General features: G+C 72.1%; 22 protein-coding genes. 3 read left to right on the top strand and 19 right to left on the bottom strand.

Going from position 1 to position 26506, the window contains the following annotated elements; all coding sequences use genetic code 11:
* Nucleotides 1-511 precede the first annotated feature (511 nt).
* The 10 genes from ABD340_RS27265 to ABD340_RS27220 form a co-directional block, all read right to left on the bottom strand.
* Nucleotides 512-715 carry a hypothetical protein gene (locus ABD340_RS27265; protein ID WP_344592678.1) on the bottom strand — a complete coding sequence of 68 codons (204 nt, stop codon included), beginning with the start codon at nt 713-715 and terminating at the stop codon, nt 512-514.
* Nucleotides 716-1389: 674 nt separating this feature from the next.
* Complete coding sequence (gene ggh, locus ABD340_RS27260) at nt 1390-2799, bottom strand: glucosylglycerate hydrolase (RefSeq protein WP_344592677.1); 1410 nt, start codon at nt 2797-2799, stop codon at nt 1390-1392.
* A 197-nt stretch (nt 2800-2996) separates the two neighbouring features.
* Nucleotides 2997-4058: an ABC transporter ATP-binding protein gene (locus ABD340_RS27255; protein WP_344592676.1), complete on the bottom strand. Its 1062-nt coding sequence runs from the start codon at nt 4056-4058 to the stop codon at nt 2997-2999.
* Nucleotides 4059-4065: 7 nt separating this feature from the next.
* Nucleotides 4066-4905, bottom strand: a complete 840-nt coding sequence (locus ABD340_RS27250; RefSeq protein WP_344592674.1) for a carbohydrate ABC transporter permease — start codon at nt 4903-4905, stop codon at nt 4066-4068.
* Nucleotides 4902-5783 carry a carbohydrate ABC transporter permease gene (locus tag ABD340_RS27245; RefSeq protein WP_344592672.1) on the bottom strand — a complete coding sequence of 294 codons (882 nt, stop codon included), beginning with the start codon at nt 5781-5783 and terminating at the stop codon, nt 4902-4904. The genes ABD340_RS27250 and ABD340_RS27245 overlap by 4 nt, the downstream gene beginning before the upstream one ends.
* On the bottom strand, nt 5783-7087 hold the full coding sequence (locus tag ABD340_RS27240) for an ABC transporter substrate-binding protein (RefSeq protein WP_344592670.1): 1305 nt from the start codon (nt 7085-7087) through the stop codon (nt 5783-5785). The genes ABD340_RS27245 and ABD340_RS27240 overlap by 1 nt, the downstream gene beginning before the upstream one ends.
* A gap of 108 nt (nt 7088-7195) precedes the next feature.
* Nucleotides 7196-8419 carry an ROK family protein gene (locus ABD340_RS27235; protein ID WP_344592668.1) on the bottom strand — a complete coding sequence of 408 codons (1224 nt, stop codon included), beginning with the start codon at nt 8417-8419 and terminating at the stop codon, nt 7196-7198.
* A 45-nt stretch (nt 8420-8464) separates the two neighbouring features.
* Nucleotides 8465-10081 carry a PH domain-containing protein gene (locus ABD340_RS27230; protein WP_344592667.1) on the bottom strand — a complete coding sequence of 539 codons (1617 nt, stop codon included), beginning with the start codon at nt 10079-10081 and terminating at the stop codon, nt 8465-8467.
* Nucleotides 10082-10155: 74 nt separating this feature from the next.
* Entirely contained in the window at nt 10156-10656 is a 501-nt protein-coding gene (locus tag ABD340_RS27225) for a PH domain-containing protein (protein ID WP_344592666.1), read from the bottom strand.
* Between the two features lie 10 nt (nt 10657-10666).
* Entirely contained in the window at nt 10667-11209 is a 543-nt protein-coding gene (locus tag ABD340_RS27220; protein WP_344592664.1) for a hypothetical protein, read from the bottom strand.
* Nucleotides 11210-11367: 158 nt separating this feature from the next.
* Between ABD340_RS27220 and ABD340_RS27215 the strand changes: the two genes are divergently transcribed.
* Together ABD340_RS27215 and ABD340_RS27210 are read left to right on the top strand one after the other, a co-directional pair.
* Nucleotides 11368-12612 (top strand): sensor histidine kinase, encoded by a 1245-nt coding sequence (locus ABD340_RS27215; RefSeq protein WP_344592662.1) that lies wholly within the window; start codon nt 11368-11370, stop codon nt 12610-12612.
* Complete coding sequence (locus ABD340_RS27210) at nt 12609-13250, top strand: response regulator transcription factor (protein WP_344592660.1); 642 nt, start codon at nt 12609-12611, stop codon at nt 13248-13250. Before ABD340_RS27215 ends, ABD340_RS27210 begins: the two co-directional genes overlap by 4 nt.
* 1 nt (nt 13251) lies before the next feature.
* Here ABD340_RS27210 and ABD340_RS27205 read toward each other — a convergent pair whose 3' ends face one another.
* Entirely contained in the window at nt 13252-14397 is a 1146-nt protein-coding gene (locus tag ABD340_RS27205) for an MFS transporter (RefSeq protein ID WP_344592659.1), read from the bottom strand.
* A 194-nt stretch (nt 14398-14591) separates the two neighbouring features.
* On the opposite strand from ABD340_RS27205, the gene ABD340_RS27200 reads away from it, so the two are divergent.
* Nucleotides 14592-15398, top strand: a complete 807-nt coding sequence (locus ABD340_RS27200) for an SDR family NAD(P)-dependent oxidoreductase (protein ID WP_344592658.1) — start codon at nt 14592-14594, stop codon at nt 15396-15398.
* Between the two features lie 57 nt (nt 15399-15455).
* Here the strand turns inward: ABD340_RS27200 and ABD340_RS27195 are convergent, their stop codons facing one another.
* From ABD340_RS27195 to ABD340_RS27160, 8 genes are all read right to left on the bottom strand, one after another.
* Nucleotides 15456-17777 (bottom strand): NACHT domain-containing protein, encoded by a 2322-nt coding sequence (locus ABD340_RS27195; RefSeq protein WP_344592656.1) that lies wholly within the window; start codon nt 17775-17777, stop codon nt 15456-15458.
* Between the two features lie 89 nt (nt 17778-17866).
* Nucleotides 17867-19435: a serine/threonine-protein kinase gene (locus ABD340_RS27190; protein WP_344592654.1), complete on the bottom strand. Its 1569-nt coding sequence runs from the start codon at nt 19433-19435 to the stop codon at nt 17867-17869.
* A gap of 103 nt (nt 19436-19538) precedes the next feature.
* Nucleotides 19539-20138 (bottom strand): dihydrofolate reductase family protein, encoded by a 600-nt coding sequence (locus ABD340_RS27185; protein WP_344592652.1) that lies wholly within the window; start codon nt 20136-20138, stop codon nt 19539-19541.
* A gap of 75 nt (nt 20139-20213) precedes the next feature.
* Nucleotides 20214-21308, bottom strand: a complete 1095-nt coding sequence (locus ABD340_RS27180; protein ID WP_344592650.1) for an acyl-CoA dehydrogenase family protein — start codon at nt 21306-21308, stop codon at nt 20214-20216.
* Nucleotides 21299-22237 carry a VOC family protein gene (locus ABD340_RS27175; protein ID WP_344592648.1) on the bottom strand — a complete coding sequence of 313 codons (939 nt, stop codon included), beginning with the start codon at nt 22235-22237 and terminating at the stop codon, nt 21299-21301. The genes ABD340_RS27180 and ABD340_RS27175 overlap by 10 nt, the downstream gene beginning before the upstream one ends.
* 28 nt (nt 22238-22265) lie before the next feature.
* Nucleotides 22266-23039, bottom strand: coding sequence for an enoyl-CoA hydratase/isomerase family protein (locus ABD340_RS27170; protein WP_344592647.1), 774 nt, complete (start codon nt 23037-23039; stop codon nt 22266-22268).
* 29 nt (nt 23040-23068) lie between these two features.
* Complete coding sequence (locus tag ABD340_RS27165) at nt 23069-24310, bottom strand: acyl-CoA dehydrogenase family protein (protein ID WP_344592645.1); 1242 nt, start codon at nt 24308-24310, stop codon at nt 23069-23071.
* The gene (locus tag ABD340_RS27160; protein ID WP_344592643.1) at nt 24307-26064 is read right to left on the bottom strand and encodes an AMP-binding protein; all 1758 of its coding nucleotides are present in this window, start codon (nt 26062-26064) and stop codon (nt 24307-24309) included. Before ABD340_RS27160 ends, ABD340_RS27165 begins: the two co-directional genes overlap by 4 nt.
* Nucleotides 26065-26506: the final 442 nt, after the last annotated feature.

Raw genomic sequence — 26506 nt, 5'->3', positions numbered from 1 at the left:
GAACACCGGCGACGACTTCCTCGCCGTCGACCTGGACGGCGGGTCGTCCACATCAGCAAGGGCTACGGGGCCGTGTACGTCGCCGACTCCGTCACCGCGCTGCTGCGCCGCGGCGTCGAGGCGCTCGAGCGGCGGCCCCTCACCACGCGAGGCGCACGAGCGGGTACTCCGGTTCGGTGCCGACGCCGAGTACCACGTTGGCGACCTGAACCTGTGACCCGTGGTCAGGCCGCCGGCCTGGGCTGGCGCGCGTAGCGTATGAGATGGAGGACCAACCTGGCGATGAGAGCCTCCAGCAGCATGACAAGGGCCTTCGCGAGGATGGTGGTGACGATCCCGGGCACTGACGCCTCGCTGTCGGGTCGGGGGTGCTTCGTATTGTTTATCCCTCTACGTCACTGATGTAGGGACACGACCGTCTAGCGGGGGAATGAACAGCCACTGACGTTTGACGCATGCTGAACCCTGGGTCCTGCGCTCGATCGCAGGATCCAAGGCTCCCGGCCTGCGCCTACTCGGGCTTGGACCGTCCGCCCGGCCGGCGGGCCCGCCGCGCGATCATGGTGCCGACGCCGATCGCGGCGGCCACCGGCCATTCGATGACCCCGAAGACGGCGGTGGCGGCCAGCCCCCCGTAGAACGCGAGCTGCGGGGGAGACGGTAGGCGCGAGCCCGCGGAGCCGACAGCCTGCCCGGCCGCTGACATGTTGGGCATGCCAGGCGTCGGAACGCGAAGCCTGTAGACCTTCATGTGAGGAGTGACGACGGGAATCGGCACAGCGGTCCGCCGCTCTTCGGACGGCGCTGTCCGCGTCTCCCGGGCAGGCTTGCGCGTCTTGGCCTCCTCCGCCGCGGCCTTCCTCCTCGGTGCGGCCTTCTGTGCTGTGGCCCTCTTCCTTGGCGTGGCCCTCTGCTGCGTGGTCAACCCGACCACCTCCTGTGCCTGACGTCTGCTCCCTCTACCCGGTGCACGGCACGGCAATCCTCATGCGGCCACATTTGAGATTTGCTATAACGTGGCGCTCCCGCGGGTGGCCCCTCCCCGCGCACTATCTCATATGCGCTGGACTCATCCGCGCCCAGGGAATGGTTATTGCCGGGGATCTCGATGGCCAACCGAATGCTCGAAGTCGCAGCTCAGTGGGATCCAGTGTGGAAACGATTCATCTCAGGGCGACCCGCGTAGGAATACGCATCGGGCCGCAGGTACGCCTCTGTCCGCTGGTCGTCCTTATTGAGTTCGGCCCGTTCTCTTGCGAGCTGGTTCGCGGCCGCATCGGGGGCGGACGTCCATTCCTGAGCGGGCGCCATGCTTTTTCGCCCTGCTCGCCGCAGCGCAGCGGCTGTCGGCCTGACCCCGGCCTGCCTGTTCGGTTCTATGGCCGGACGTCAGTCGGTGAGGGCCAGGTCCAGGGCTACGGCGGCCGTCCAGGACTGGGGGCGGCCGCCCAGCGGGGTGCCGGTGAAGGGGTGGTAGTACTCGGCGAACACGCCGTCGGAGAGCTGGTCCAGGGCGGAGGCGCGCAGGACGGCGGCGGCCTCGGGTTCGCCGGAGCGTTCTAGGCCCCAGATCAACAGCCAGGTCATCGGGGGCCACTGCGGGCCGCGCCAGTAGCGGGCCGGGTCGAACGACGGCGAGGACGGGCTCGTGCTGGGGGGCAGGGCCACCGCCAGGCCGGGGTGGCCGCACCAGTCGGGGGAGAACAGGGCGTCGACGAGGGCCCGGTGCTGGGCCGGGGACACGCCGCCGCACAGCAGCGGCGCGAAGCCGGCGATCGTCTGGGAGTGCAGGGGCTGGCCGGTGCGAAGGTCGAGGTCGGTGGCGAAGCCGTCGTCGCCCGCGGTCGAGGCGACGCCGCGGCGGAACCGCTCGGCGTGGCCGGTCAGCTCGTCGGTGCCGGGCAGGCCCAACTCGTCGCCGACGGTGGCCAGTTCCGCGGAGGCGGCGGCGAAGATGGCGCTGGCGAACACGTCGGCGACCAGGAAGCTCAGCGTCTCGCGGGCGCGGGCGTCGTCGTAGCCCGCCTGCCGCAGCTCCTCGATCAGCCACTGGTAGCGGGCGTAGTCGCCGTCGGTGGGACGTTGCGCGGCGCCGTCCATCGTGTCGAGCGCGTGCACGTCGGCCCGCCGGAACGGGACGAACGCCTTGGCCGGGACGACGGCGGAGTACGGGACGTCCCAGCGGGGCGAGTTGTCCATCCCGCTCTCCCAGCCGTGGTAGATCGTCAGCAGCCCGCGGTGGTCGGGGTCGCGGCGCTCGGCCAGGTAGCGGTGCCAGGCCAGCAGGCCGGGCCAGAGGCCGCGGATCCGGTCGGCGGCCGAGTGCAGTTCGCCGGGGCCGGCGCGGCGGGCGGCGTCGAGGACGCGGCGCACCGCAATACCGTGGACGGGCGGCTGCATGAGGCCGCTGGTGGCCCGGCCCCGCGGGGCGTCGGCGGAGACCGCGCCGCAGGCCCAACGCTTGGGGCCGGGCTCGTAGGAGGCGTCGCCGTCGGCGAACACGATGTGGGGGACCATGCCGTTGCGCCACTGCGCGGAGAACAGCGTCTCCAGCTCGGTCAGCGCCCGGGGGATGGACAGCCGGGCCAGGCCGATGGCGATGAAGGCGGCGTCCCAGCTCCACATGTGGGGGTAGAGGCCGGGGGCGGCGACCGTGAGGGAGCCGCGGTCGTTTCCGCGCAGCGCGTAGGCGGCCCTGACGGCGGTCTCGACGTTGGTGAGAGCGGTCGGCTGGGGCCGGGCTAGCGGCTGGTGTCGTTGGCCGAGGCGAGGGACCTCCGCCGAGGGGGTTGCAGTCACGAAACTCCTACTTCGTCCGCAGAATCGGACACTTTGTCCGCGACGCAGGACATAGTCTCCCGTACGGGGACCCCGGTGCAAGGGTCCGGAGTCGTAACCCGGACGTAACACCTATGCAACATACCTGCCAAGAGCGGCACCTTATAGGGGCGGGGGAGACTGTCTTGGAATCCGCTTGACCTGCGGCTTCGGCGCCCTCAGGTGAGGGCGAGGCCGGTCCGCGGGTCGTAGCGGCCGAGCCGGTCGGGACGGGGACGCAGCCAGAGCCGGTCACCGGGCGCCACCGTGAAATCGGCCGGAACCTGGACCTTGAGCCGCTGCCCGCCCACCAGCGCGGTCACCAGGGTGGCGCTGCCGAGCGGCTCGACGACCTCGGCGGCGGCGCGCAGCGCGTCCGCGGCCTCGGTGCCGGACGCGATGATCGTCTCGGCCCGGACGCCGATCAGCACCGGCCCTGCGGTCCAGCCCGGCGGCGCCGGGATCCGCTGCCCTTCGAGCTCGATGGCGCCGCCGTCCACGACGGCCTCCAGGAAGTTCATCGGCGGGCTGCCGAGGAATCCGCCGACGAAGATCGAGGCGGGCGCGTCGTACACCTCCAGCGGCGCCCCGGCCTGGACGATCTCGCCCTCGTCCATGACCGCGACCCGCTCCCCGAGGGAGAGCGCCTCCACCTGGTCGTGCGTGACGTACACGCAGGTGGTGCCCAGGTCGGCCAGCAGCTTCTTCAGCTCGGCCCGGAACTGGAGCCGCAGCAGCGCGTCGAGGTTGGACAGCGGCTCGTCCATGAGCAGCACGTCCGGCTCCATCACGATCGCGCGGGCGACCGCCACCCGCTGCCGCTGCCCGCCCGACAACTGGGCGGGGTAGCGGTCCAGGAGGTCTTCGAGGCGGAGCAGCCCGGCGGCCCATTCGACCTTGGCCTCGATCTCCCGCCTGGCGGTCTTGCGCATGGCCAGGCCGAAGCCGATGTTGCGGGCCACCGTGCGGTGCGGGAAGACCGCGTAGCTCTGGAACACCATGGACAGGTCGCGCTCGCGGGGCGGCAGGTGTGTGATGTCGGCGCCTCCGATCCTGATCGTGCCCGCGTCGGGCGTCTCCAGGCCCGCGATCATCCGCAGCAGGGTGGTCTTGCCGCAGCCGGACGGGCCCAGCAGCACCAGCAGCTCGCCGTCGGCGACGGTCGCGGACACCGCGCGGACGGCGGGACGCGCGCCCCCGGGATAGGTCTTCTCCAGCCCGGTGATCTCGACCTCGGCCATGATCTCCCTATCTGAGCGTGCCGCCCCACATGTTCAGCAGGTACTTGCGCATGCCGAAGATGAACAGCAGGGCCGGGACGACCAGCGCGAAACCCCCGGCGAAGCGGTAGGCCAGCGGGCTCCACTGCAGCGAGCCGAGCACCTGGGCGGGCAGCGTGCGGTTGGTGAGGGTCAGGACGGCGGCGCCGAGGATCTCGTTCCAGGACAGCACGAAGGTGAACACGGCGGCCGCGGCCGTCCCGGGCAGCGCCAGCGGCGCCACCACCTGCCGGAACGCCTGGAGCGGCGTGCAGCCGAACACCAGCGCCGCCTCCTCCACGTCCCGCGGCACGGAGGTGAAGATGCTCGCGGTGATCAGGACGGTGGTCGGCAGCGCCAGCGCGGTGTGCAGCAGCGTCACCGCCAGGACGCTGTCGGAGGCGCCGACGGTGATGAACAACCGGGCCAGCGGCACCGACAGCACCACGATCGGCAGCGCCCGGGTGAACAGCAGGAACAGCTGGTAGGAGTCGCGGCCGGGGAACGCGAACCGGGCCAGCGCGTACCCTGCCGGGGTACCGAGCAGGAGTGCCAGCAGGACCGTGAACAGGCCGACGGACAGGCTGTTGAGCAGGGCCGGGACGACGCCGGTACTGGTCAGGAACGAGCCCATCGTCTCCGCCGACACGCTGGTCGGCAGGAACGACTTGGGGTAGGCGTTCAGCGCGTCCGGCGACGAGAACGCGGCCAGGGTGATCAGGTACATCGGTGCCACCATGAACGCGGTGATCGCCAGGCAGGCCGCCTGCACCAGGACCCGGTTCCGGCGGGCGCGCCGCCTGCCGTGCCGCTTCCGGACGGGGCTCATCGGGCGCCCCGCACGATGTCGGGCTGCCGCAGTGCCCGCAGGTAGATCACCGCCGTGCCCATCGAAACCGCCAGGATGACCATGCCCACCGCCGAGGCGACGTAGGGGTTCTGCAGGTTGACGTACCACTCGTAGGTCTCGCCGATCAGCAGCGGGAAGCCGCGCCCGGTGAGGGCCTGCGCGACCGCGAACGCCTGGAGCGCCAGGATCGTCCGCAGGATCAGCGCGACCTGGATGCTGGGGCGCAGCAGCGGCAGCGTGACGTGCCGCAGCCGCTGCCAGAGCGTCGCGCCGAAGACCTGCGCGGCCTCGTCGTACTCCTTGGGGATCACGCTCAGCCCGCCGACCAGGATCACGAACACCAGCGACGTGGCCCGCCACAGCTCGGCCAGGACGACCGCCAGCAGCATGGTGCCCGGGTTCCGGTACGACAGCCATTCGTGGCCGGAGCCGCCGAATCCCTCGATCGCCGAGTTCAGATAGCCCTGGTCGGCGAAGACGGCCAGCCAGACCAGCCCGGCCGCCAGGTCGGAGATCGCCAGCGGCACGGCCCACAGGTAGAAGTACAGGCCGGTCAGGCGGGGGCGCTCGCGCAGCAGCAGCGCCATGACGATGGCCAGCGCGAACTGGACGGGCAGCACGACCACGATGAGCAGGACGGTGTTGCGCACGGCAGGCCAGAAATGCGGCTCCTCGACCATGCGGCGGAAGCTCTCCAGGCCGTACCCGGTGCCCGTGGACGGGTCGTGCGCGGCCGTAGCGACGCCCTGCGCCAGCGGCCAGGCGAACAGCGCCAGCATGAACAGCGCGGACGGGACCAGCAGCAGGTACGGCGCGGGCAACCGGGGAGGCCCGCCGTCGGGGTGGCGGCGGGCCATCAGCCCACCCGGCACGTCTTGCCGCCGCTGTCGGGGTCGGGACGCCAGCAGGGTGCCTTGGCCGCGTCCAGGAGCTGCTGGATCACTTTGGCCTGCTTGTCGAGCGTCCGGCGGATGTCCTCCTTGTCCAGGACGATGCTGGTGAAGGTGTTGCGGAACGCGGCGCTCATCTCCCCGTCCCGGGTCCCGAGCCGGGCGGGTGCCAGGGCGAGGAGGCCTTCTTTCTGCTGGGAGTCCACGGCCCCCGCCTCAAGCCGTACACCGACCGGCAGGTCGTTGGGGATCTGCGTTTTGACGGCGGGGAAGAAGGCGTTCTGGCGCAGCACGTCCAGCTGTACGTCGGGCTTGGAAAGGGCTTCGATGAGCTTCTTGCCGTCCTCCTGCCTTGGCGCGCCCTTGGGAATGGCCAGGCCCGCCAGCACGCTCATATAGCCGAGCCCCTTGGGCCCCGACGGAGCGGGCACCATGACGAAATCGTTTGGCGCGCTTGCGGGGGCGCCCGCCAGCCGAGCCACATGGTCCCAGGCCACCTGCACCTGACCGGACGCCAACGGCTCCTGCATGAACTCGAACGTCGTGCTGGCCGGGACCATGTACTTCCACAGCTCCCGCATGTACTCCCACATCCCGACCGCCTCATCGCTGCGGAACGTGGTGATCTGCCCGCCCGTGAACGACGGGTACAGGTACCCCTGGATGAACCTGTGCAGCAGCCCCTTCGGCCCGCCCGGAAGGCCGAAGACAGGCCTGCCGTTCTTCGCCCTGGCCTCCTTGGCCCACGCCAGGAACTGGTCGTAGGTGAGCTTGTCGACGTCCGCGCCAGGGGGAAGGTGCGCCAGCGCCTTCTTGTTGACGGCGACGATGTAGGTGGCCTGCATCCACGGGATGAAATACGTCTTGTCCGTACCGAACTTGGCCAGCTCCAGCATGTCCTTGGTGTAGCCACCGCCGGAGAGCCTGGACGCAAGGCCGGACAGGTCTTCCAGTTGGCCCGGGGCGAACTGGGCCAGCTCGCCGTACAGGGCGCCGACGACCCCTGCGGTGACCTTCCTCGCCTGGACCTCGGCCGTCACCCGGGCCGCGAACGCGGCGGGCTCGGCCGCGACGAACGACGTCTCCGGCGCGGCCCGCGCCAGGATCGTCCGGAACCGCTGCCCTTCCTGGACGGCGTTGAACTGGCTGGACAGGAACACCAGCTTCCCGTCGCCGCCGGTCGTGCCGAAGCCGCCGCAGGCCGACAGCACCCCGCCGGCGCCCATCGTGAGCCCGGCACGCAGCACGACCCGGCGGCTGATCGCGGCCATGGAAGTCCTTCCTGCGCCGTCCCCCTACGACGCGCACGCCGGGGACTCGTCCCGCAGCGTGGACACTTCCCATACCCCGCGGCGCGGATCGTACGCCACGGCCTCCGCTCAGCCGGTGGGGCCGCGCCGTGCCGCGATCCGGGCGTCCACGGCCTCGGCCGCCAGCACCCGGTCCACCACCATCGACGCCGCGCCGATCACCCCGGCCCGCTCGCCCAGCAGGCCCTCGCTGATCCGCAGGCCGCGGGTGGAGCGGTTCTGGGCGACCCGGTAGACGACCTCGCGGATGCCCGACAGCAGATGCTCCCCGGTGCGGGCCAGCCCGCCCGAGACGATCAGCACCCCGGGATTGGTCACGCTGACCAGCGTCGCGATGACCTCCCCGAGCACCAGCCCCGCCTCCCGGGTGCGGCGGACCGCGGCAGGATCGCCCGCGTTCACCAGCCGGACGACATCAGCCGTCTCCAGAACCCCAGAAACCGACTCCCGGCCCGCCGCGTCCGATTCCTCGGCCAGTTCGCGGGTCAGGTCGCGGGCCAGTGCCGCGCCGCCGGCGACGGCCGCCAGGCAGCCGCGGGAGCCGCACACACAGACCACATCGTCGTATCCGCGCAGCCGGATGTGCCCGATCTCGCCCGCCGCGCCGCCCGCGCCGTGCAGCACCCGGCCCTCCTCGACGATCCCGGCGCCGATGCCGGTGCCGACCTTGACCAGCACCAGCGTCGCGGTGCCGGGCTCGCTCGCGGTGAACTCGCCGAGCGCCATCAGGTTGGCGTCGTTGTCGGCCACGATCGGGCCGGGGAACTGGGCCGACAGCGTCGAGACGACGTCGTGGTCATGCCAGCCCGCCACGATCGGGGTGGGGATCACCCGTCCGGTGCGCTGGTCGATCGGGCAGGGCAGGCCGACGCCGACCCCGCACACCTCGACCATCGACCGTCCCGCCTCGGCCAGCAGCGTGTGGAACCGGGACGTCGCCCAGGCCAGCGTGGGTTCGGCGCCGTCGGCCACGTTCAGCCGCCCGGCGGATTCGGCGAGGGTGCGTCCGGCCAGGTCGACCACGGCGGCGCGGCCGTGCGTGGCGCCCAGGTGCGCGGCGAGCACCACCGCCGAACCCTCGTCGATCCGCAGCAGGTTGGGACGCCGCCCGCCGGAGGACACGTCGACCCCGCCCTCGCGCAGGTAGCCGGCGCCGACCAGCTGCTCCACCCGCTGCGCGACGGTGGACCGGGCCAGCCCGGTGAGCTCCATCAGATCCCGGCGGGTCCGGGCCCGGCCCTGCCGGACCAGTTGCAGCAGCTGCCCGGCCGAGGGCGCGCTCACCTGCGGCATATCACCCACTCCACTTCCCTTGCGGTGCGAAAAGCGTTGTTCCTCCTATGATCGTCGCGCGCCGGTCCCGGTGAGGAACGGGGCGAGCAGGCCGGGCACCGCCGCGTCGGCCAGCGCGAGGCCGTCGTCCCAAGCCGCGTCGTGGACGCGGTAGACGTTCTTGCCGGCCGCGGTGGCGGCGGCGACGGTGATCAGCCCGTGCCGGCGCTGGAACGGCGACTGCGACAGGGTCCAGCCGGTGATCGCGGTGCGCCGCAGCGCGACCGAGCGCCGGTTGATCGTGCCGGACCGGGCCAGCAGGTACTCGTCCGACAGCGCGTGGCCGAGGGAGCGGTACGCGTCCTGCGCGAGCGTGAGCCCGGCGGCCGTGGCGAGGGCGCCGAACGCGAGCGTCCAGGGCAGCGCGGCGAGGAGGAAGTGGAGGGCGAGCCAGGTGAGGACGATCAGCGGCGGAAGCACGCACCACACCGTCCGCGCGTCGCGCCTGCGCTGCGCCACGCGCGGGTGACCGGCCCAGCGGATGCCGTCCATCGGCGCGGTACCGGACCCGAGCACGACGGCGATCACCTCCAGCGCGCGGCGGCGCGGCGCGGGCGGCAGCAGCGCCGTCTTCGCCGCCGCCGAGCCGTCCTCGTGCGAGCCGAGCCCGACCGCGATCGCGTTGGCGCGGGCGCCGCCGGCCCAGCGCAGCGGCAGCGGCTCGGTGAGCTGCGCGCCGCGGACCTGGTCGCTGCGGATGGTCGTCGAACGGGTCGTGAGGAGGCCGCGCAGGACCGTGAACGTGCCGGCGTCCTCGCGCTGCAGCAGGAACTTCCACCACGTCTCGACGAACCCCGCCGTCGCGCCGAGACCGCCCGCCACCAGGACGATCACGACGGCGACGGTGACGGCGAGGGCGGGCGGCATGTCCGCGAACCACTCCCAGGTGCCCCTGAGGAACGCCACGTCCTGGGGCTTGAGGCCGATCGCGTCGATCACCCGGAAGCAGGTGCCGACGGCGATTCCCACGCCGCCGACCGCCCACGGGGTCAGCGGGGCGTACCGGATCCAGCGCCAGTCGATCGAGGCCACCGGGGGCGCGGCGCCGCCGGCTCCGGCGTGCTCCAGCAGCCGGGTGCGCAGCTCGCGCGCCTCGGCGCGGCCGATGCCGCTCAGCGTGAGCCGCCCGGCCGCCGCCGACCCCGCGGCGACCTGTTCGCCGGTGCCGATCGTCAGCGTGGCGAGGCCGAGGAGCCGGTGCAGCGGGTCGGCGGTGACGTGCACGCCGCGGATCCGGTCCAGCGGCACGGTCCGCCGCCGCCGGAATAGCAGCCCGGACCGGATCTCCAGCGTGTGCCGGTCGGCCCGGTAGCGCGTGGTCGCGTACCGCAGCGTCAGGACGGCGGCGACGATCAGCGTGGCGAGCAGCAGGCTGCCGAGCGGGATCGCGATGGCGAGGGTGACGCCGCCCGCCGCGGCGGCGCCGAGCGCGGACGCGCCGAGCGGCCCCAGGAACCAGGCCAGGGCGGCGGCGATCGACCGCGGGTGCGGGCGCCGCCACTCGGGCGCCGGTGCCGGAATGCCAAGGCCGTGAAGCCCGGTCGTGCCGTGTTCCTTGTGGGGGGACGACCCCCCACTCCCCCCGGGAAGAGCACGCATCATTCCCTCGCTTCGCTCGGTCATGCCGTGTTCCTTGTGGGGGGACGACCCCCCACTCCCCCCGGGAAGAGCACGCATCATTCCCTCGCTTCGCTCGGTCATGATGCGTCCCCCGGGGTGCGCTGGGTGGCCTTGGTCAACGTGTCGAGCAGGTCGTCGGCCGCCGCGGCGTCCAGGCCGCGGATCCTGATCGGCCCGGCCGCCGACGCGGTGGTGACCGCGATCCCGGCGAGGCCGAACATCTGCTGGAACGGTCCCCGCAGCGAGTCCACGGTCTGGATCCGCGACAGCGGCGCGACCCGCCAGCGCCGCCAGAAGCAGCCCGAGAGCGTGTAGACGGCCTCGCCGGTGACCTCCCAGCGGTGGATCGCGTACATGCGGCGCGGCACCACCAGCGTGCACGCGGCGCTGATGACGGCGGTGGCCGCCAGCCACGGCGCAAGCCACGGCCGGGCCGGCGGGATCAGCAGGGTCAGCAGGGCCAGGGTGAGGACCGGCGGGAGCGTCAGGACGAGCGACACCACCGTCCACATGCGCACGGCCTTGCGTTCGATCGGATTGCGCGGGGGCCGGAGTTCCCGGCTGCGGGGGGTTGTCATCAATGCCGCCTTAGTTGGGAATCGACGTGTTCGGGACGGCCTGGCCCGCGGCGGCGCGGCGCAGCCTGATCCGGGCGTGCATGACCACTCCGGTACGGGCCAGCACCATGGTCAGCGCCAGGAAGACGAAGGCGTTGGAGAAAACGTCCGGACCGCTGATCCGATAGTTGACGCAGAATTCGATGATGGCTTTCAGGAACCAGTGCTCCGCCCCGTACACGAACAGGATCCGGGCCGCCGTGACCGCCACCCAGAAAAGGGCATAGGCCCATCCGGCGATGGTGAACACCTTCCCGGACGGCTCCGCGTGCGCCGGCAGCATCGCCCCGGCGACCAGCCCGAGAATGACGCCGAGCCCGGCCCCGGTCAATTGCAGCGCGAGGTCGTTCCCTTCGTGCGGGACGGAGCCGACGAAGACGACCAGGACCGCGCCGACCACGACCAGCGGCCGGGCCAGCCGCATCGCCGTGACCTCCCGGCGACCCAGATCGCTGGCGAAGATGATGGCGAGGACGATTCCGCTGACCACCATTGTCGTGACCAATGGACTCATTATTCCGGCTCCCTTTGTCGCGGCTTTCTTCGGCGCTTCAACGCCTTGCCAGAAAATCTAGGAGCAAAGGGCGCCGCGCGATGTCGACCGGCCGGGGGTTTCGCTGTCCACCGACCGGTGGACAGCCGGGCTCCGGGGCGCGTGATAGGACTATTTTCGTGTCTTCGGATCGTCCCCCGCCCCCGCCCCAGGCTCCCCGCGCCCGCCCGACCGCGCCCGACCGCGGCCCGCGCGTGGCGGGGTTCGCCCTCTGGGACGGCTACTTCGGCGTCACCTACCTCGTCACCACGATCATGCTGCTGACCTGGGCGCAGCCGGGACGGGCCGCCGCGGTCTCGGTCACCGCGCTGACGCTGATGGTGCCCTGGTACGCCGGGTTCGGCCGCGGCCTGATGCGCGGCGACCGGACGCTGTGGCCGGGCGGGCTCTTCGGAGCCGTGCTGGTCGCGCTGTTCGGCACCGCCACGCTCTTCCACCCGGCCGCGATCTTCGCGCTGTTCGCCATGGTCCCGATGCTGATCATGAGCCTGCCGGCCCGGGTGGGCGTGCCCGCCGGAACGCTGGTCAACATGGTCCCGGTGGCGGTCGGGCCGTGGTCGGGCGCCGACGTGCGCGGGCTGATGCCGGCCGCGCTCATGGGCGCCGGGCTGTCCATCCTGCTCGGGCTGTGGATCACCCGGATGGTGCGGCAGAGCCGGGAGCGCGCCGATTTGATCGACGAACTGCGCCGCAACCGCGCCCGGCTCGCCGAGCTGTCCCGCGAGGCCGGTGTCGCCGCCGAACGCGAACGCCTGGCCCGGGAGATCCACGACACCCTGGCCCAGGGCCTGGCCAGCGTGATCAACTTCGTTCAGGCGGCGGGCGCCGACCTGGACGACGAGCCCGCCCTGGCCCGCCGGCATCTCGCGCACGCCGAGAACATGGCCAAGGAGAGCCTGGCCGAGGCGCGCCGGTTCGTCGCCGCGCTGAGCCCGCCCTCGCTGCGGGACGGCTCCCTGCCCGAGGCGATCGGGCGGCAGGCCGACGACCTGGCCGCGCGCACCGGGATCACCGTGCACCGCCGGGTGGAGGGGCGGGAACGGCCGTTGCCCACGGCGGCCGAGGTGGTGCTGCTGCGCTCGGTGCAGGAGGCGCTGGCCAACGTCGGCAAGCACGCCGGCGCCCGCACCGTGGACGTGCGGCTCGAGTACGACGCGGCCGAGGTCCGGGTGACCGTCGCCGACGACGGTCGCGGCTTCGACCCGGCCGACCGCCACGACGGCTACGGACTGCCCGGCCTGCGGGCCCGTGCCGCTGAGATCGGCGGCGCGGCCACCGTCCAGGGCGCCCCGGGCGGCGGCACCACCGTCCAGGTGACCGTGCCCGACCGCGAGGACGACGACGGTGAAGGAGAAGGCCGATGACGGCGGGAGGCGGGCGGCCGATCCGGGTGATCCTGGTCGACGATCATCCGGTGGTGCGCGAGGGGCTGGCCGCGATGCTGCGTTCGGCCGCGGACATCGAGGTGGTGGGACAGGCCGGGTCCGGGGACGAGGCGGTCGCGCTCTGCCCCGTCCTGGAGCCGGACGTGGTCCTGATGGACCTGCGGATGGAACGGATGGACGGCGCCGCCTCCACCGCCGCGATCGTGTCCGCCGCGCCGCGGATCAGGGTGCTGATCGTGACCACGTACGAGACCGACTCCGACATCCTGCGCGCGATCGAGGCGGGCGCGACCGGATACGTCCTTAAGGGCAGCTCCCGCGACGAGCTGATCGCGGCCATCCACGCCGCCGCCCGGGGCGAGACCGTGCTGTCGCCGTCGGTGGCGAGCCGGCTGTTCCAGGTCCGGGCGCGGCCCGCGCCGAACGCCCTGTCCGAGCGTGAACGGGAGATCCTGCGCCTGGTCGGCCGCGGCCTGTCCAACGCCGAGATCGGCAAGGAACTGCTGATCGGCGAGGCGACGGTGAAGACCTACCTGCTGCGCGCCTACCGCAAACTGGAGGTCTCCGACCGCACGGCCGCCGTCGTCGCCGCTATGGAACGCGGCCTGCTCGGCTGACTCACGCGTCCGGGCCGGACGGCAGCCGGCGGGCGGCGACACCGGCCCAGCCGAGACCGAGCGCGCTCACGAGCAGCACCCCGCCCGCCCCGGTGCCCGCCGCCAGCAGTCCGGCGACGCTGGGAATGACGATCTGGCCGGTCCGGTTGCCCGCCAGCCGCAGCGACATCGCCTGGCCCCGCGACCCCGGCGGCGCCGACTCGGCCAGCCATGACATGGTGAGCGGCTGCCCGGCGCCCAGCCCGAACCCCACCACGGCCAGCAGCGCCCCGATCGCCCAGACCGGCAGCGGGAACGCGACCAGCGCCAGCGCGACCGCCGCGCCGATCGTGCTGGTGACGAGCACGGCCCGCCGCCCGAAAGCGGCGGTGAGTCGTCCCAGGAAGAACCGCGACCCCATCGACGACAGCCCGCGGATGGTGAGGAACGCCCCGACCGTCCCGGACGACAGTCCCCGTTCGGCGCCCAGGGCGGGCAGGTAGGCCAGCGTGATGTCGACCGCGGCGAGCACGACGCAGCTGGTCAGCACCGCGCGTCCCAGCCCCGGAGTCCGCAGCAGGACGCGCACCCCGCCCGCCGCTCGGGCGCCCGCCGCCTTCGCGTGGCCGCTGCCCGGCAGCAGCACGCTGAGCACCACCAGCCCGGCGGCGATCCCGCTCGTCCAGGCGAAGATCGCGGTGGTGTCCGGGATCGCCCTGGCCCCGCCGAACAGCGCGATCAGCGCCGGCCCGGCGGACTGGCCGAGCGCGGCGGCGAAGGTGTAGTGGCCGAAGGCCGTGTCGTACCGTTCCCGCCCGGTGGTGTTGGCGACCAGCGCCTGCTGCCCGACCACGCAGCCCAGATGGCCGGTGCCCAGGAGCATGCTCGCCGCCAGCAGCCCGCCGACCGTCCCGCCCAGTTCCAGGAACGCCAGGGACGAGGCGGTCAGGAGCAGCGCGCCGCCGACCATCACCCGGCGCTCGCCCACCCGGTCCACCAGCCGCCCGGCCGGCAGCGCCAGCACCAGCGGCGCGATCGCGAAACTCGCCGCCAGCGCGCCGAGCATGGCGGACGGCACGTGCAGCTCCAGCGCCCGGTAGGTCATCGTGGGCCGCAGCACGAACGTGAGCAGCTGCGTGATCACCGAGTGCGCCAGCAGGATCGCCATCCGCGCCCGCGGTCCTCCGGGGACCGGCACTACCGCGCACCCCCTCGACACTGATCTGAAAGACATGAAATGACCGGACAAAGCGGATCATGCCCCATCGATCAGTCCACCGATCAGGCGGGGGCGCCCGCAACCGCCACCGAGGCGCCGGTGTTCACCGCGGTGAGAACGTCCCTGAGAGAAACGAGCCGATCATGGATCTCCGCCTCACCGGCAAGGTCGCCGTCGTCACCGGCGCCTCCAAGGGCATCGGGCTGGCCGTCGTCCGCACCCTCCTGGAAGAGGGGGCCCGGGTCGTCGCCGCGTCCCGCACCAGCGGCCCCGGCCTGGACGCCCTCGCGGGGCCCGACCTCCTGCACGTTCCCGTCGACCTGATGGACGCCGCCGCACCGGCCCAGGTCGTCGAGCGCGCCGTCGAGCGATTCGGCGGCCTCGACATCCTCGTCAACAACGCCGGCGGGCCCCCGCCCGGCGCCACCCTGCCCCGCTTCGGGTTCCTCACCCCGACCGACGACGACTGGCGGGACATGTTCGAGTTCAACCTGTTCTCGACCGTCCGCGCCGTCCGCGCCGCCATCCCCCACATGCTCGCCCGCGGCGGCGGCTCCATCATCAACGTCTCCAGCGTCAACGCCCGCCACCCCGCCCCGATGAACGTCGACTACAACGCCGCCAAGGCCGGTATGAACAACCTCACCCAGGGACTGTCCGAGGAGTACGGCCCCCAGGGCATCCGCGTCAACACCGTCTCGCCCGGTCCCGTCCAGACCGACTGGTGGACGAAGGAAGGCGGCGCCGCCGACGTCATCGGAGCCCAGGCGGGCGCCGACCGCCAAGCCGTGATCGACAAGCTCGCCCCGGAGATGATGTCCCTCACCACCGGCCGCCTGGCCGACCCCCAGGAGATCGCCGACGCCGTCGTCCTCCTGGCCTCCCCCCGCTCCGCCAGCACCACCGGCGCCGACTTCGTCGTCGACTCGGGCTTCCTGAAGCACGTCTGAGCGGACCCCGGGACCGGTGAGCCGGCCGCGCCGGCCACCGGCTCGACCAGGAGCGCATTATTCGGTTGCGGGCCGGTCGCCGCTGAGCCTGCGTTTCAACTTGAAGGCGAGGTCGAAGGAGAGGCCTTCGTCGTCCCAGAACAGGCGGGCCGTGCAGGGGCGATCGTCGAGCCGGCGGAGGGTGAACGTCAGCCGGGTCGGCTTGCCGGGGATTCCCCGGGCGAGGTCCTTGAGCGGGGCCTCCCTGAACTGGGAGCCGGTGATCGAGGCGGCTCCGGCTCCCGCGAGCCGGAGTCCGACCGCCGCCCCCTGGCAGCCCTCGACCGCGAGGGTGCCCGCGAGGCCGACGATGGGCTGCTCGGTGAGGCCCTTCGAGACCTTGAACGTGGTGGTGGCCACGGCGCCGGGCGGCAGCTCCCAGGCGAACGCGAATCCGCAGTCCAGCGTTTCGGGGGCTCGGCAGTGGGGGTTGTCCACGGCAGAGTACTGACGTGGTTCGGCCCCGGAGTGGTAGTCGAGGCGGTACCCCTGTGGGATGAAGAAGAGGATCATTGTGGGGAACGTGACCGCCATGGCCAGAGCGAGCTGGCGGCTCCAGAAATTCTCCGGCATTTCCCGGTCTTCCTCGGGCTGCTCAGGGCGAGGCCGGAGAGGCGCCAGCCAGTCCTGGAGGCGGGCGTGCCGGAACTGGTAGACCGTCCCGGCCTGCCGGAGAACACCGCGGTCGTGGGCGTCGATGATGAACCGGCGGAGTCCCGGCGGGAGTCGCCCCGTCGCCGCCAGGCTGAGGCGTGAAAGGAAGAAGGTGCCCCAGGGCGTGTTCGCCACGGACACGATCATGAATACCGAACCGAAGATCCCCGCGAACTGCAGGGCCGAGCGGCCGTTCGCGCCAAGGGCGACCGTCACCAACGCGGCGACGGCGAGTCCGACCCCGAGCCCGCCCAGCAGGGCGAAACCGATGGCCGTCAGGCGCTGGCGGCGGAACATGCCGAGCGGGTCGACGGCCCGCGAGCCCTGCTGGTGAACCTCACCCCAGACGCCGAGTTTGACAACGTAGTAGGCGGCACCCGCCATCGCGAGCGCACCGGGCGCGGCCAGCGGCGGCGCGAACAGCAGGCGCAGGAACAGCCAGCCCATGACACCGAAGATCGCCGCGACGGTCAGGGCGGCGAACCGGGACCGGAACTGCCACCAGGACAGGTCGCGGGTGCCGTGCGCGGCCATGGTCTCCGCGAGGAAGGTGAGCCGGCGGCGCGCACGACGGGGGTCGCCGGAGGCATAGACGGCGGGGATGAAGGCGTCGAGGAGATGGTCCTCGATCGCGGCGCGGTCGGTGAACTCCAGCAGCTCGGCGGGATCGGCGGGACGGCGTTCGTAGACGATGCGGGCCAGGTCGGCCATGAGCGGGGTCGACAGGGCCTTGGCGAGAGGGCCGTCAGGGTGGGCGCGCAGGTGGGCGCGGACCGGATCCCAGCGGTCGTCTTCCGGGATATGGGTGAGGTCGAGGAAATCGATGACCTCGGCGACCTTGAGGTCTTCGAGTTCGATGACGGCGGCGCGGCCGAGGAACGAGTCGGCGGACGCCACGGCCGTCTGATACTCGTCGCCACGGCAGGTCAGCACAAGCGGGCCGGTGCCCACGGCCTTTCCGATCGCTCCGATGGCCTTCGCGTGCAGGTGCGGGGCGAGTTCGTCCAGGCCGTCGAGGATCGGCAGCACCTTCCCGCCGCGGAGCAGCGTGGAGACGACGTCCTCGATGAGCGTCGGATGGTCGGCCCGGATCCGGCGCACCATCCATGCGAAGAGGTCCTCATTGGGATTCCAGGACGACAACGGGAGCAGGACCGGCACTGGCTCGTTCTCCTGCGGATCCTTCAGCAGACCGAGGAGAAGCCGCGTCGCCAGGACCGTCTTCCCCGATCCCGGATCCCCCAGGACGACGAGTTGCCTCCTGGGGAGGGCGCGGAAGGCTTCGACGATCCGGCCGACGTCGCCGCTCAGCCGAAGGCGGATCGGACGCGCGCCGGTCGGGCCGCGGCCGAGCACGGCCTCCGGCGGCGCCTGCACCGGCCGTCCGGTGCTGGACCAGCGGACGTGCAGCGGTTCCGGCCTGGCCAGTGACCCGAGCGTGGTCTTCTCTTCCGCCCACTGCTCATGCACTCCGGCGGCGAGAGTGCGCGCGGCCGCGTCGAGGTCCACAGCACTTCGCGTTACGCGCAGGCTCGCGACCGCGAGGCCCGCCCCGATCAGGCTGACGAACCCGCTGAGAACGCTGGCAGCCTGGTCCGCGCGGTTCAGGCTGCCGAGGACCAGCAGGACGACACCGAGGGCGAGCAGGGCCAGCGCACCGCCGATTCGCTCCACTTTTCGCAGCATCGGGCCAAATCTACAATTCCTGCGGATCTGATGCTGGAATCTTCGGGTCGGGCCCAGGGCGCAAAGCGGACAGCCGTCTTGCGACGTGCTTATTTCTGCTTGGTCAGCCGTCCTCTGCTGGGGGGTGTGGAGGCCGTCACCAGATATTCGAGCGACCCGTCATCGCGACGAGTGAGGACCATCGGCACCAGATTCGCGCAATTGCCACGTCCGGTGGTAATGCGTTCGCGCAGGTCGAGCCGTGTCGGCGACGCCTTCTCCAGCTCCAGCTCGCCGGAGCACTTCAGCTTCGCGTACCTGGACGTGCCGACGGTGGTGTCGACCTTTCCGGCACGGATCTCGATCACCGCCGTGTACCTGGACTTGGCCTTCCCGCTGGACAGGTACTCGGTGACGGTGCCGCTCCACCGTCCGATGAAGCGCTTGTCAACGTTCTTCCGCGCGGCGCTCTCGGCTTTCACCCGTTCGCCGAAATCGGTGGCCTCCAGTCCCTTATTGATGAGCACGAGCGCCACGACCACGACGACCAGCCAGATCAGCGCGCGGCGCAGGGGGCGGCGGCGACGGGGCGGATACGGCGCCGGATACGGAGGGGGAGTGCCGCCGACGTACACCACGGGCACCGGCGGCCCGGTGACCGGCGGCATCGGCCCCGGTGGCAGCGGTGGCCTGGGGCCCGGTAGCCCGACGTGATGCGGCGGCGGCACGGGTGGCGGCGCGGGTGGTGGCGTGAGCGGCCCGGGCGCGGGCGTCATCATCCTCGTCGGCGGATTCCCGACCCTGGTCGGCGGGTCCGCGATCCTGGTCCCCCCGCCGGTCCCGCCGCCGGTCCCCCCGCCGGCCGCCCCTTCCAGGCTCGCGGAGAAGCCGTTGAGCAGCTCGGACGCCGTGGGGCGCTGCTCCGGACGCTTGCTCAGCGCCCGCTCGACCACGTCCCGCAGCATCGGGTCGAGGCCGTCCAGGTCGGGCGGGTGCGAGCCGACCTTGTTGAGCACCTCGTGCAGGCTCCGCCCGTCGAACGGCATGCGCCCGGTCCCGGCGAACGCGATCACACCGCCCCACGAGAACACGTCGGCCGCGGGGGTCAGCGGACGGCCGTCGATCAGCTCGGGCGCGATGTAGGCGGGGGTGCCGACGATCTGGCCGTGCGCGGTGATCCGGGTCGCCTCGTCCACCGCGCGGGAGATGCCGAAGTCGATGACGCGCGGCCCGGTCGGCGACAGCAGCACGTTGGACGGCTTGAGGTCGCGGTGCACCAGCCCGGCCTCGTGGATCGCACGCAGCGCGGTGGCCACCCCGACCGCGAGCTGCTCCAGGGACGAGCCGCGCAGCGGCCCCCGCTCCGCGACCGCCGCCTCCAGGTCGGGGCCGTCGATGAACTCGATCGCGACGTAGAGCGGGTCATCGTCCAGCGACGCCTCCACCACCGGGGCGGTGGAGTGCGACCGGACCCGGCGGGCCGCGCTCACCTCGCGCCGGAACCGCGCGCGGAAGTCGGCGTCTGCGGCGTGCTCGGCGTTGATGAGCTTGATGGCGACCGGCGGTGAGCCGTCGGCCTCGCCGAGGTACACCGTTCCCATCCCGCCGCGGCCGAGCTTGGCGGTCACCCTGTAACGGCCGATGGCCTCCGGATCGTCCGGTCCAGGTGGCTCGCGCATACTCGGCCCAATTCTCTCGATCGGCGGTTCACCGATCCTAGTGCCTTCACGACACTTGACAGGAAAGGACCCCGTACCGGGTACGGCATGCGACCTCTTCTGATCACGGGTAGCGAACGCGGTAGCGGAGGTGGGTGACGTCGCGGCCCTCGACCACCGAGACCGGTCCCTCGAGTTCGACCGGGACGTTCTCGAGCCCGTCGAAGAACGGTGTCCCGTCTCCGAGCAGGACGGGCACCAGGTCGATCCACACCTCGTCCAGAAGCCGCGCCTCCAGGCACTGGCTGGCGATGGTCCCGCCGTTGACGCCGACCGTCTTGTCACCGGCCAGCTCGGCGGCCTTCGCGACGGCGCTCTCGATGCCGTCGGTGACGAAGGTGAGCGCCGAGTCCTTCCGGGGCCACCCGTCGGGCACCTTGTGGGTCAGGACGACCACCGGCACGTCCATCGGGTGGGTCCCGCCCCAGCCGTCGGTGATGTCGAACAGCCGGCGGCCGACGACCAGCGCGCCGGTGCCGTCGACGATCCCGCGCCAGTGCTCGGCGCTCTGCGGAGTCAACCGGAACGTCAGGTCGCTGTGCGTGGTCGCGACCTCGACGTCGCCGTTCCCGTACCACTTGAAGAGCTGGTCGAACCCCGAGTTTCCCGGCCCGGAGATGTAGCCGTCCAGCGACATGCTCGCCCCGGTGTAGACCTTCGCCATCGCTCTGCCCTCACTGTCGTCCAGGCTGACTGCTCACAAGTACGGACACGAGGGGGTTGCGAAACTCATCGGTCCTTAGGCGAGGCCGAGGTGGTCGGCCAGCCGGTCCAGGTGGTGGTCGTCGTCGCCGAAGGCCAGCGCCGTCGCCATCGCGTGCCGCGAGTACAGGTGCAGGTCGTGCTCCCAGGTGAAGCCGATCGCGCCGTGCACCTGGTGGCCCAGCGCGCACACCCGTTCGTACGCGTCGCTCACCCACGCCTTGGCCATCGACACTTCCTCGGCGGCCTCGCGTCCCACCGACAGCCGCCAGATCGCCTCGTAGGCGATGAAACGCGATCCCAGCACGTCGATGGCCATGTCGGCGCAGTGGTGCTGGACGGCCTGGAACGAGCCGATGGGCTTGCCGAACTGCTCCCGTTCGGTGGCGTACGCGACGGTCGTGTCGAGCACCCGCTGCGCCGCCCCGACCATCTCCGCGCAGGTCGCGGCCGCTCCGAACGCCGTCATCGCGTCCACGGCGGCCCGGTCGGCGCCCAGCGCGCGGTCCGCCGGGACGTGCACGCCCGCGAACGCGACCCGGCACGGACGGTCCAGGCCCACCGTCCCGGCGGGCTCGATCGTGATGCCGGGCGTGGCGGCGTCCACCAGGAACGCGCGGGGCTCGCCGTCCAGCTCCGCCGCCACGAGGAAGGCCTCGGCGGACGCGGCGTACGGGACGAACGACGCCGCCCCGTCGAGCTCGAACCCCGAACCCGACGCCACGGCCACCGGCCCTTCGCCAGGACGGTCCCACGGGACGGGCGTGAAGCTCATGACCCGCCCCTCCGCGATGGCGCCGAGCCACTCGTCCTTCTGCGCCGCCGTCCCGTACCGGGCGATCGGCAGCGCGCAGCACGCCGCGACGGGCAGCAGCGGGCTCGGCACGAGCGCGTACCCGAGCTGCTCGAACAGCAGGCACACCTCCAGGAACCCGCCGCCGACGCCGCCGTGCTCCTCCGGGACGGCCAGCCCGGTCCAGCCGAGCCCGACCATCTCCTTCCACAGCGCGGCGGAGTACCCGGCGGGTTCGTCCGCCATCGCGCGCGCCCCGGCCGTCGCGGCCCGCGAGTCCAGGACCTCGCGGGCGGTCGAGGCGATCAGCTCCTGGTCCTCGGTGAGCGTCAGGTCCATGGCGCCGGGATCTTGTCGGAGCGCACCCACACGCCCGGCCGCTCCTCCCAGAACAGCTGGACGAGCACGCCGCCGGTGTGCTTGGGGTGGATGAACGCGTCCCGCCAGGCGGCGCCGTCGGTGCCGCCCTCGTTCTCGCCGAAGGTGGGCGTATCGTGCGCCGAGCACGCGGCCATGGCCCGGTCCCAGTCCGCGACCTCGAAGGTGACGTGGTGCGCGGCGGCGCCGTTGCGGTCCCAGAACCGCTCGATGAACGAGTCCTCCCCGCGCGGCATGATGATCTCCCAGCAGATCGCCGAGCCGGGGATGTTCATCACCAGGTCGGCCATGTCGGGATGCTCGTCCAGCGGCGTCCGCCACACCGGGACGAACCCGGCCAGGTCGGCGTACCAGCGGGCCAGCTCGTCGCGGTCGGGGAACGCCTGGCACACGTGGTCGAGCGCCGTGATCCCGAGCGTGGACCCGTTCGCGGCGCTCGGCGCGGCGGGTACGGCGTCGTCGTCGCCGCACATGCCCAGCGCGCCCGGCCCGCGCATCCGGAACAGCACGCCCGGCCCGTGCTCGGGCGGCGACAGCGACGCCTCCAGCCAGTCGCCGCGCGCGCCGCTGGACGGCTTGATGCCGCGGCCCTCCAGGTCGGCGCGGACGGCGTCGAGGTCGGGCACCTCGGCACCGATGTGGTGCAGCCCGGCGCGGCCGCCGTGGTCGTCCAGCCACGTCTGGAGCGGAGAGCCGTCGCCCGAGGGCGCCAGCACCTCCCACGCCTGGCCCCAGCTGCCCGGGACCTCCAGCCGCACCCCGCGGGTCCCCTCCTCGGGACTGTCCCAGCGGCGCACCGGGCGGAACCCGAACAGCCCCTCCAGGAGCGCGACCTGCGCGTCGAGGTCGGGTGTCACCTGGCCGACATGGTCGATCCGGTAGATCAGCACAGTGTTCTCCTTCTCACGACGGCCAGGGTCAGCTCGGGTGCGGCTCGATCCAGTCGTAGCCGTAGGTGACCAGCTCCTTGACCAGACGCAGGTTGTAGCGGTTCATCGCGGCGATCCGCTCGGCCAGCTCGCCGACCCGCTTGTCGAACTCCTCGGTCGGGAACACCTCGTTCACCAGGCCCAGCTCCAGGGCGCGCTCGGCGTCGATGCGGGCGCCGGTGAACAGCAGCTGCTTGGCGCGGGCCTTGCCGATGCGTTCCGGCAGCCGCTTGACGCCGCCCCAGCCGGGCGCCGAGCCGCCGAACTCGGGCTGGTCCGGGTCGCCGTCCTCAGTGATCTTGGGACGGTACGGCGGCCGCGCCGACAGCGTGATCTCGACCAGGCCCATCTTGGCGTTGTCGGCGGCCACGATGAAGTCGGCGGCCAGCGCCAGCTCCAGCCCGCCGCCGACCGCGTACCCGTGCACGGCCGCGATCACCGGGAGGGACAGCCGCTCCATCATCGCGAACGTCTTCTCGCCCAGCCGGCCCTGCTCGATCCGCTCCTTCCTGGTGAGCGACTCCGACCAGCCGAGGTCCATGCCGGCGCAGAACGCCCGCTCGCCCGCGCCGCGCAGGACCACCGCGCAGACGTCCTCGTCGTCGTCGACCGCGGTGAAGAAGCTGCGCAGCTCACCCATCGTCGTGGGCGTGAGCGCGTTGAGCTTGTCCGGGCGGTTCAGCGTCAGCCACGCCACCCGCTCCTCGATCTTCAGGTCGACGGTCTCGTAGGGGCCGTAGGCGTCGCCGGCGTTTACGGGCATGAACCGATTCCTCCCAGGTGGTTGCTCAGTCAGGTGCGGGGCAGGCGCAGGCCCCGGGTCGCGATGACGTTCCGCTGGATCTCCGACGCGCCGCCGAGGAAGGTGGCGGCGATCGAGTCCCGGCGCATGTGGGTGAACGCGGCGTTCAGCGGCGCGCCGCCGCCGCGCTCCCAGAGCGCGCCGGACCGTCCGAACGCCCTGGCCCCGGTACGGGCCAGCCGCTGGTGCAGCTCGGCGCCGAACAGCTGGTTGACCGACGCCTCGAAACCGGGCTCCTCGCCCGCCGCCTGCTTGGAGACGGTGTAGCGGGCCAGGTTGTACAGCACCCGGATCTCGGTGTGCCGGCGCGCGATCTCCTTGCGGTACGCCGCGCCGCGGTCGGCCCGCGCGAACCCGCGGCCCTCCTCCGACCGCAGGTAGCCGACCAGGTCGTGCAGCGCCTGCTCGTACTTGATGGTGGCGCCGATCCCGGCCCGCTCGAAGCCGAGCGCGGACATCGCGACGTACCAGCCGCGGTTCTCCTCGCCGACCCGGTCGGCCACCGGCACCCGCACGCCCTCGAAGAAGATCTCGCAGAACGGCGCGGCGCCGCGCAGATCGGTGATCGGCCGGATCGTGACGCCCGGCGCGTTCGCCTCGACCAGCAGGAAGGTGATGCCGCGATGCTTGGGCTCGGCGTCGGGGTCGGTCCTGACCAGTACGAACAGCCAGTCGGCGAACTGCCCGAGCGAGGTCCACACCTTCTGCCCGTCGACCACGTAGGCGTCGCCGTCCCGCACCGCGCGGGTGCGCAGGGACGCCAGGTCGGAACCCGAGCCCGGCTCGGAGAAGCCCTGCGCCCAGGTCACCTCGCCGCGCGCGATGCCGGGCAGGTGCCGGGCCTTCTGCTCCTCGGTGCCGTGCACGAGCAGGGTCGGGCCGAGCAGGAACGCGCCGATGCCGTTCACCGTGGGCACCCGCGCCCGCATCAGCTCCTCCTGCAGGATGAACTCCTGCATCGCCGGCAGCCCGGCGCCGCCGTACTCCTCCGGCCAGTGCGGCGCGATCCAGCCGCGCTCGGCCAGCGCCGCCGCCCAGGCCCGCGCGCCCTCCCGCCGCTCTGGATCGTCGCTCGCCCGGTCCTCGGCCCAGTTGTAGCCGCGCACGTCCTCCGGCTCCAGGCTCTGCTCGCCGGCCGGGTCGGGACGGTACGACGAGGGGAAGCGCGCCCGGACGAAGGCCCTGACCTCCTCGCGGAACGCGGCCTGCTCTGGGGTGTCGTCCCAGTTCACGCCGTGCCCTCCTGCTGCCGGTCCCACGTCGGGGTCTCCTGCGCGGGCACGTCTTGGACGGATATCTCCGGCGCGAGCGCCTCCTGGACGGGTGCCTCCTGGACAGGGGCCTCCTGGACAAGGGCCTCCTGGACGGGCGCCGCCTGGCGGTCCCACGTCGCCGGCGTGATCCCGTGCTCGCCCTCGGCCCGGAGGCGGTACTTGGCGACCTTGTCGGTCGGGGTGCGGGGCAGTGCGTCCACGAACTCCACGTACCGGGGCACCATCGAGCGCGGCAGCCGCTCCTCGCAGAACGCGACCAGCTCCGCCGGGTTCAGCGGGCCCGAGCCGGGCCGCACGACGACGCTCACCTTGATGTCCTCGTCCTCCAGTTCCGAGGGCACGCCGATCGCGGCGCACTCCTGCACCGCCGGATGCAGGTTGATCTCGCTCTCCAGGTCGAAGGCCGAGATGTTCTCGCCCCGACGCCGGATCGCGTCCTTCATCCGGTCCAGGAAGTAGTAGTAACCGTCGTCATCCCGCCATACCCGGTCTCCGGTGTGGAACCACATGTTCCGGAAGCAGCGGGTCGTCGCCTCCCAGTCGCCGTAGTAGCCGCTGGTCAGCACGAACGGCTGTTTCGGCCGCAGCACCAGTTCCCCCGGCTCCCCGGGGCCCACCTCCCGGTCGTGCTCGTCCACCACCGCCACGTGGAACCGCTCGTCGTGCGCCCGCCCGCACGACCCGGTACGCCATTCGCCGTACGGGCTGCCCGTCGCGATCCCCGCCTCGGTGCTGGTGTAGGTCTCCACCGAACGCACCCCGAATCGTTCCCGCAGGGGCTCGTCCAAACTCGATTTGCCCATGTAGAACGTCTCCATCGGATGGTCCCGGTCGTCCGGCGCCGGCGGCCGGCTCAGCAGGATCGGGATCATCGAGAACACGCTCATCGTGACCTGGGCGTTGAAGTGGCGGACGTCGTCCCAGAACCGGGACGCGCTGAACCGCTCCACGATCGCGATCGACCCGCCGCCCAGCAGCGCCGCCAGCATCCCGTCCCACAGCGCGGCGGCGTGGAACAGCGGCAGCGGGCAGTAGACCGTCTTGCCCCACCGGTCGAGGAAGTCCAGCGAGTCGTAGGCGCAGGTCAGCGCGAGCGCGTGCGACACCATCGCGCCCTTGGACGGGCCGGTCGTCCCCGAGGTGTACATGATCGCCTGCAGGTCGGAGAAGCGGACGTCCGCCCTGACCTCGCCGGAGCCGTTGCCGCTCGCCAGCAGCCCGGACATCTCGACGGCGGGCTTGCCCAGCGCCCCCATCGGCACCCCGGCGGCGGCGCCGTCCCGGACGACGACCAGGCCGAGGTCGGGGAGCCGCGGGGCCACGTCCGGGATCCGCTCGGCGTAGGGGCCGTCCACGATGAGCCAGCGCGACTCCGAGCCGGCCAGCACGTGCCGGAGCAGCTCGCCCCGGTAGGCGATGTTGATGGGCACCGCGACCGCGCCCAGCCGGGCCAGCGCGAAGACGATATGGACGATGTCGGCGCAGTTGGGGAGCATCACGCCGACGTGGTGGCCGGGGCCGACGCCGAGCGCGGCCAGTCCGCGGGCCATCCGGTCGGCGGTCGAGTCCACCTCGCCGTAGGTGAGCTCGCCGTCCCGGAACTTGAGGAAGGGAGCGGCCCGGTGGACCCGGGCCTGCGACCTGAGCACGTCGCCGAGGACGAAGCTCTCCAAGGTCGCCGAGCGCAACTCCGTGCGCAACCGATCGCGCATCCGAACCTCCGCTGCCGCCATTCGGGCGGCGTTGTGGGTGCGGCCGTATGGGTGGGGGAGCGTCTGGGGTCGGCGTCAACGGCGTGCCGGTGGCCCTGCAGCTGGCGTGCGGCAGGGACACCGACCCGAATATCCGAACATGAAAGGACAAAAACGGCAACAGGGGCATTGGGGAGCAAAAAACTCACCTGGGGGTTGCATGGGACCCCCGTGCCCACTGGGGCCTCGACCCCTGAGGGGTGTCCCGAAGGCCTGGAGGCGACGCCGGCAGGCCGCCGGGACATCGGACGGCGCACCCCGGAGCCGCCCACCCCGAACTGGAGCGGCGTCCACAAGCCGGACACCCTCGCCAACATCGCACCCCCCACTTTCACGACCCCCGCTGAACCTCCCGACCGGGCCACCGCGGCACCCGCGGCGGCTCGTCCGCGTCGCGCGGGTA

The organism is Actinomadura vinacea, assembly GCF_039532545.1.
Classification (GTDB): Bacteria; Actinomycetota; Actinomycetes; order Streptosporangiales; family Streptosporangiaceae; genus Spirillospora; species Spirillospora vinacea.
The sequence above is the reverse complement of the archived record's forward strand: the minus strand, read 5'-3'. Positions and strand labels throughout refer to the sequence as shown.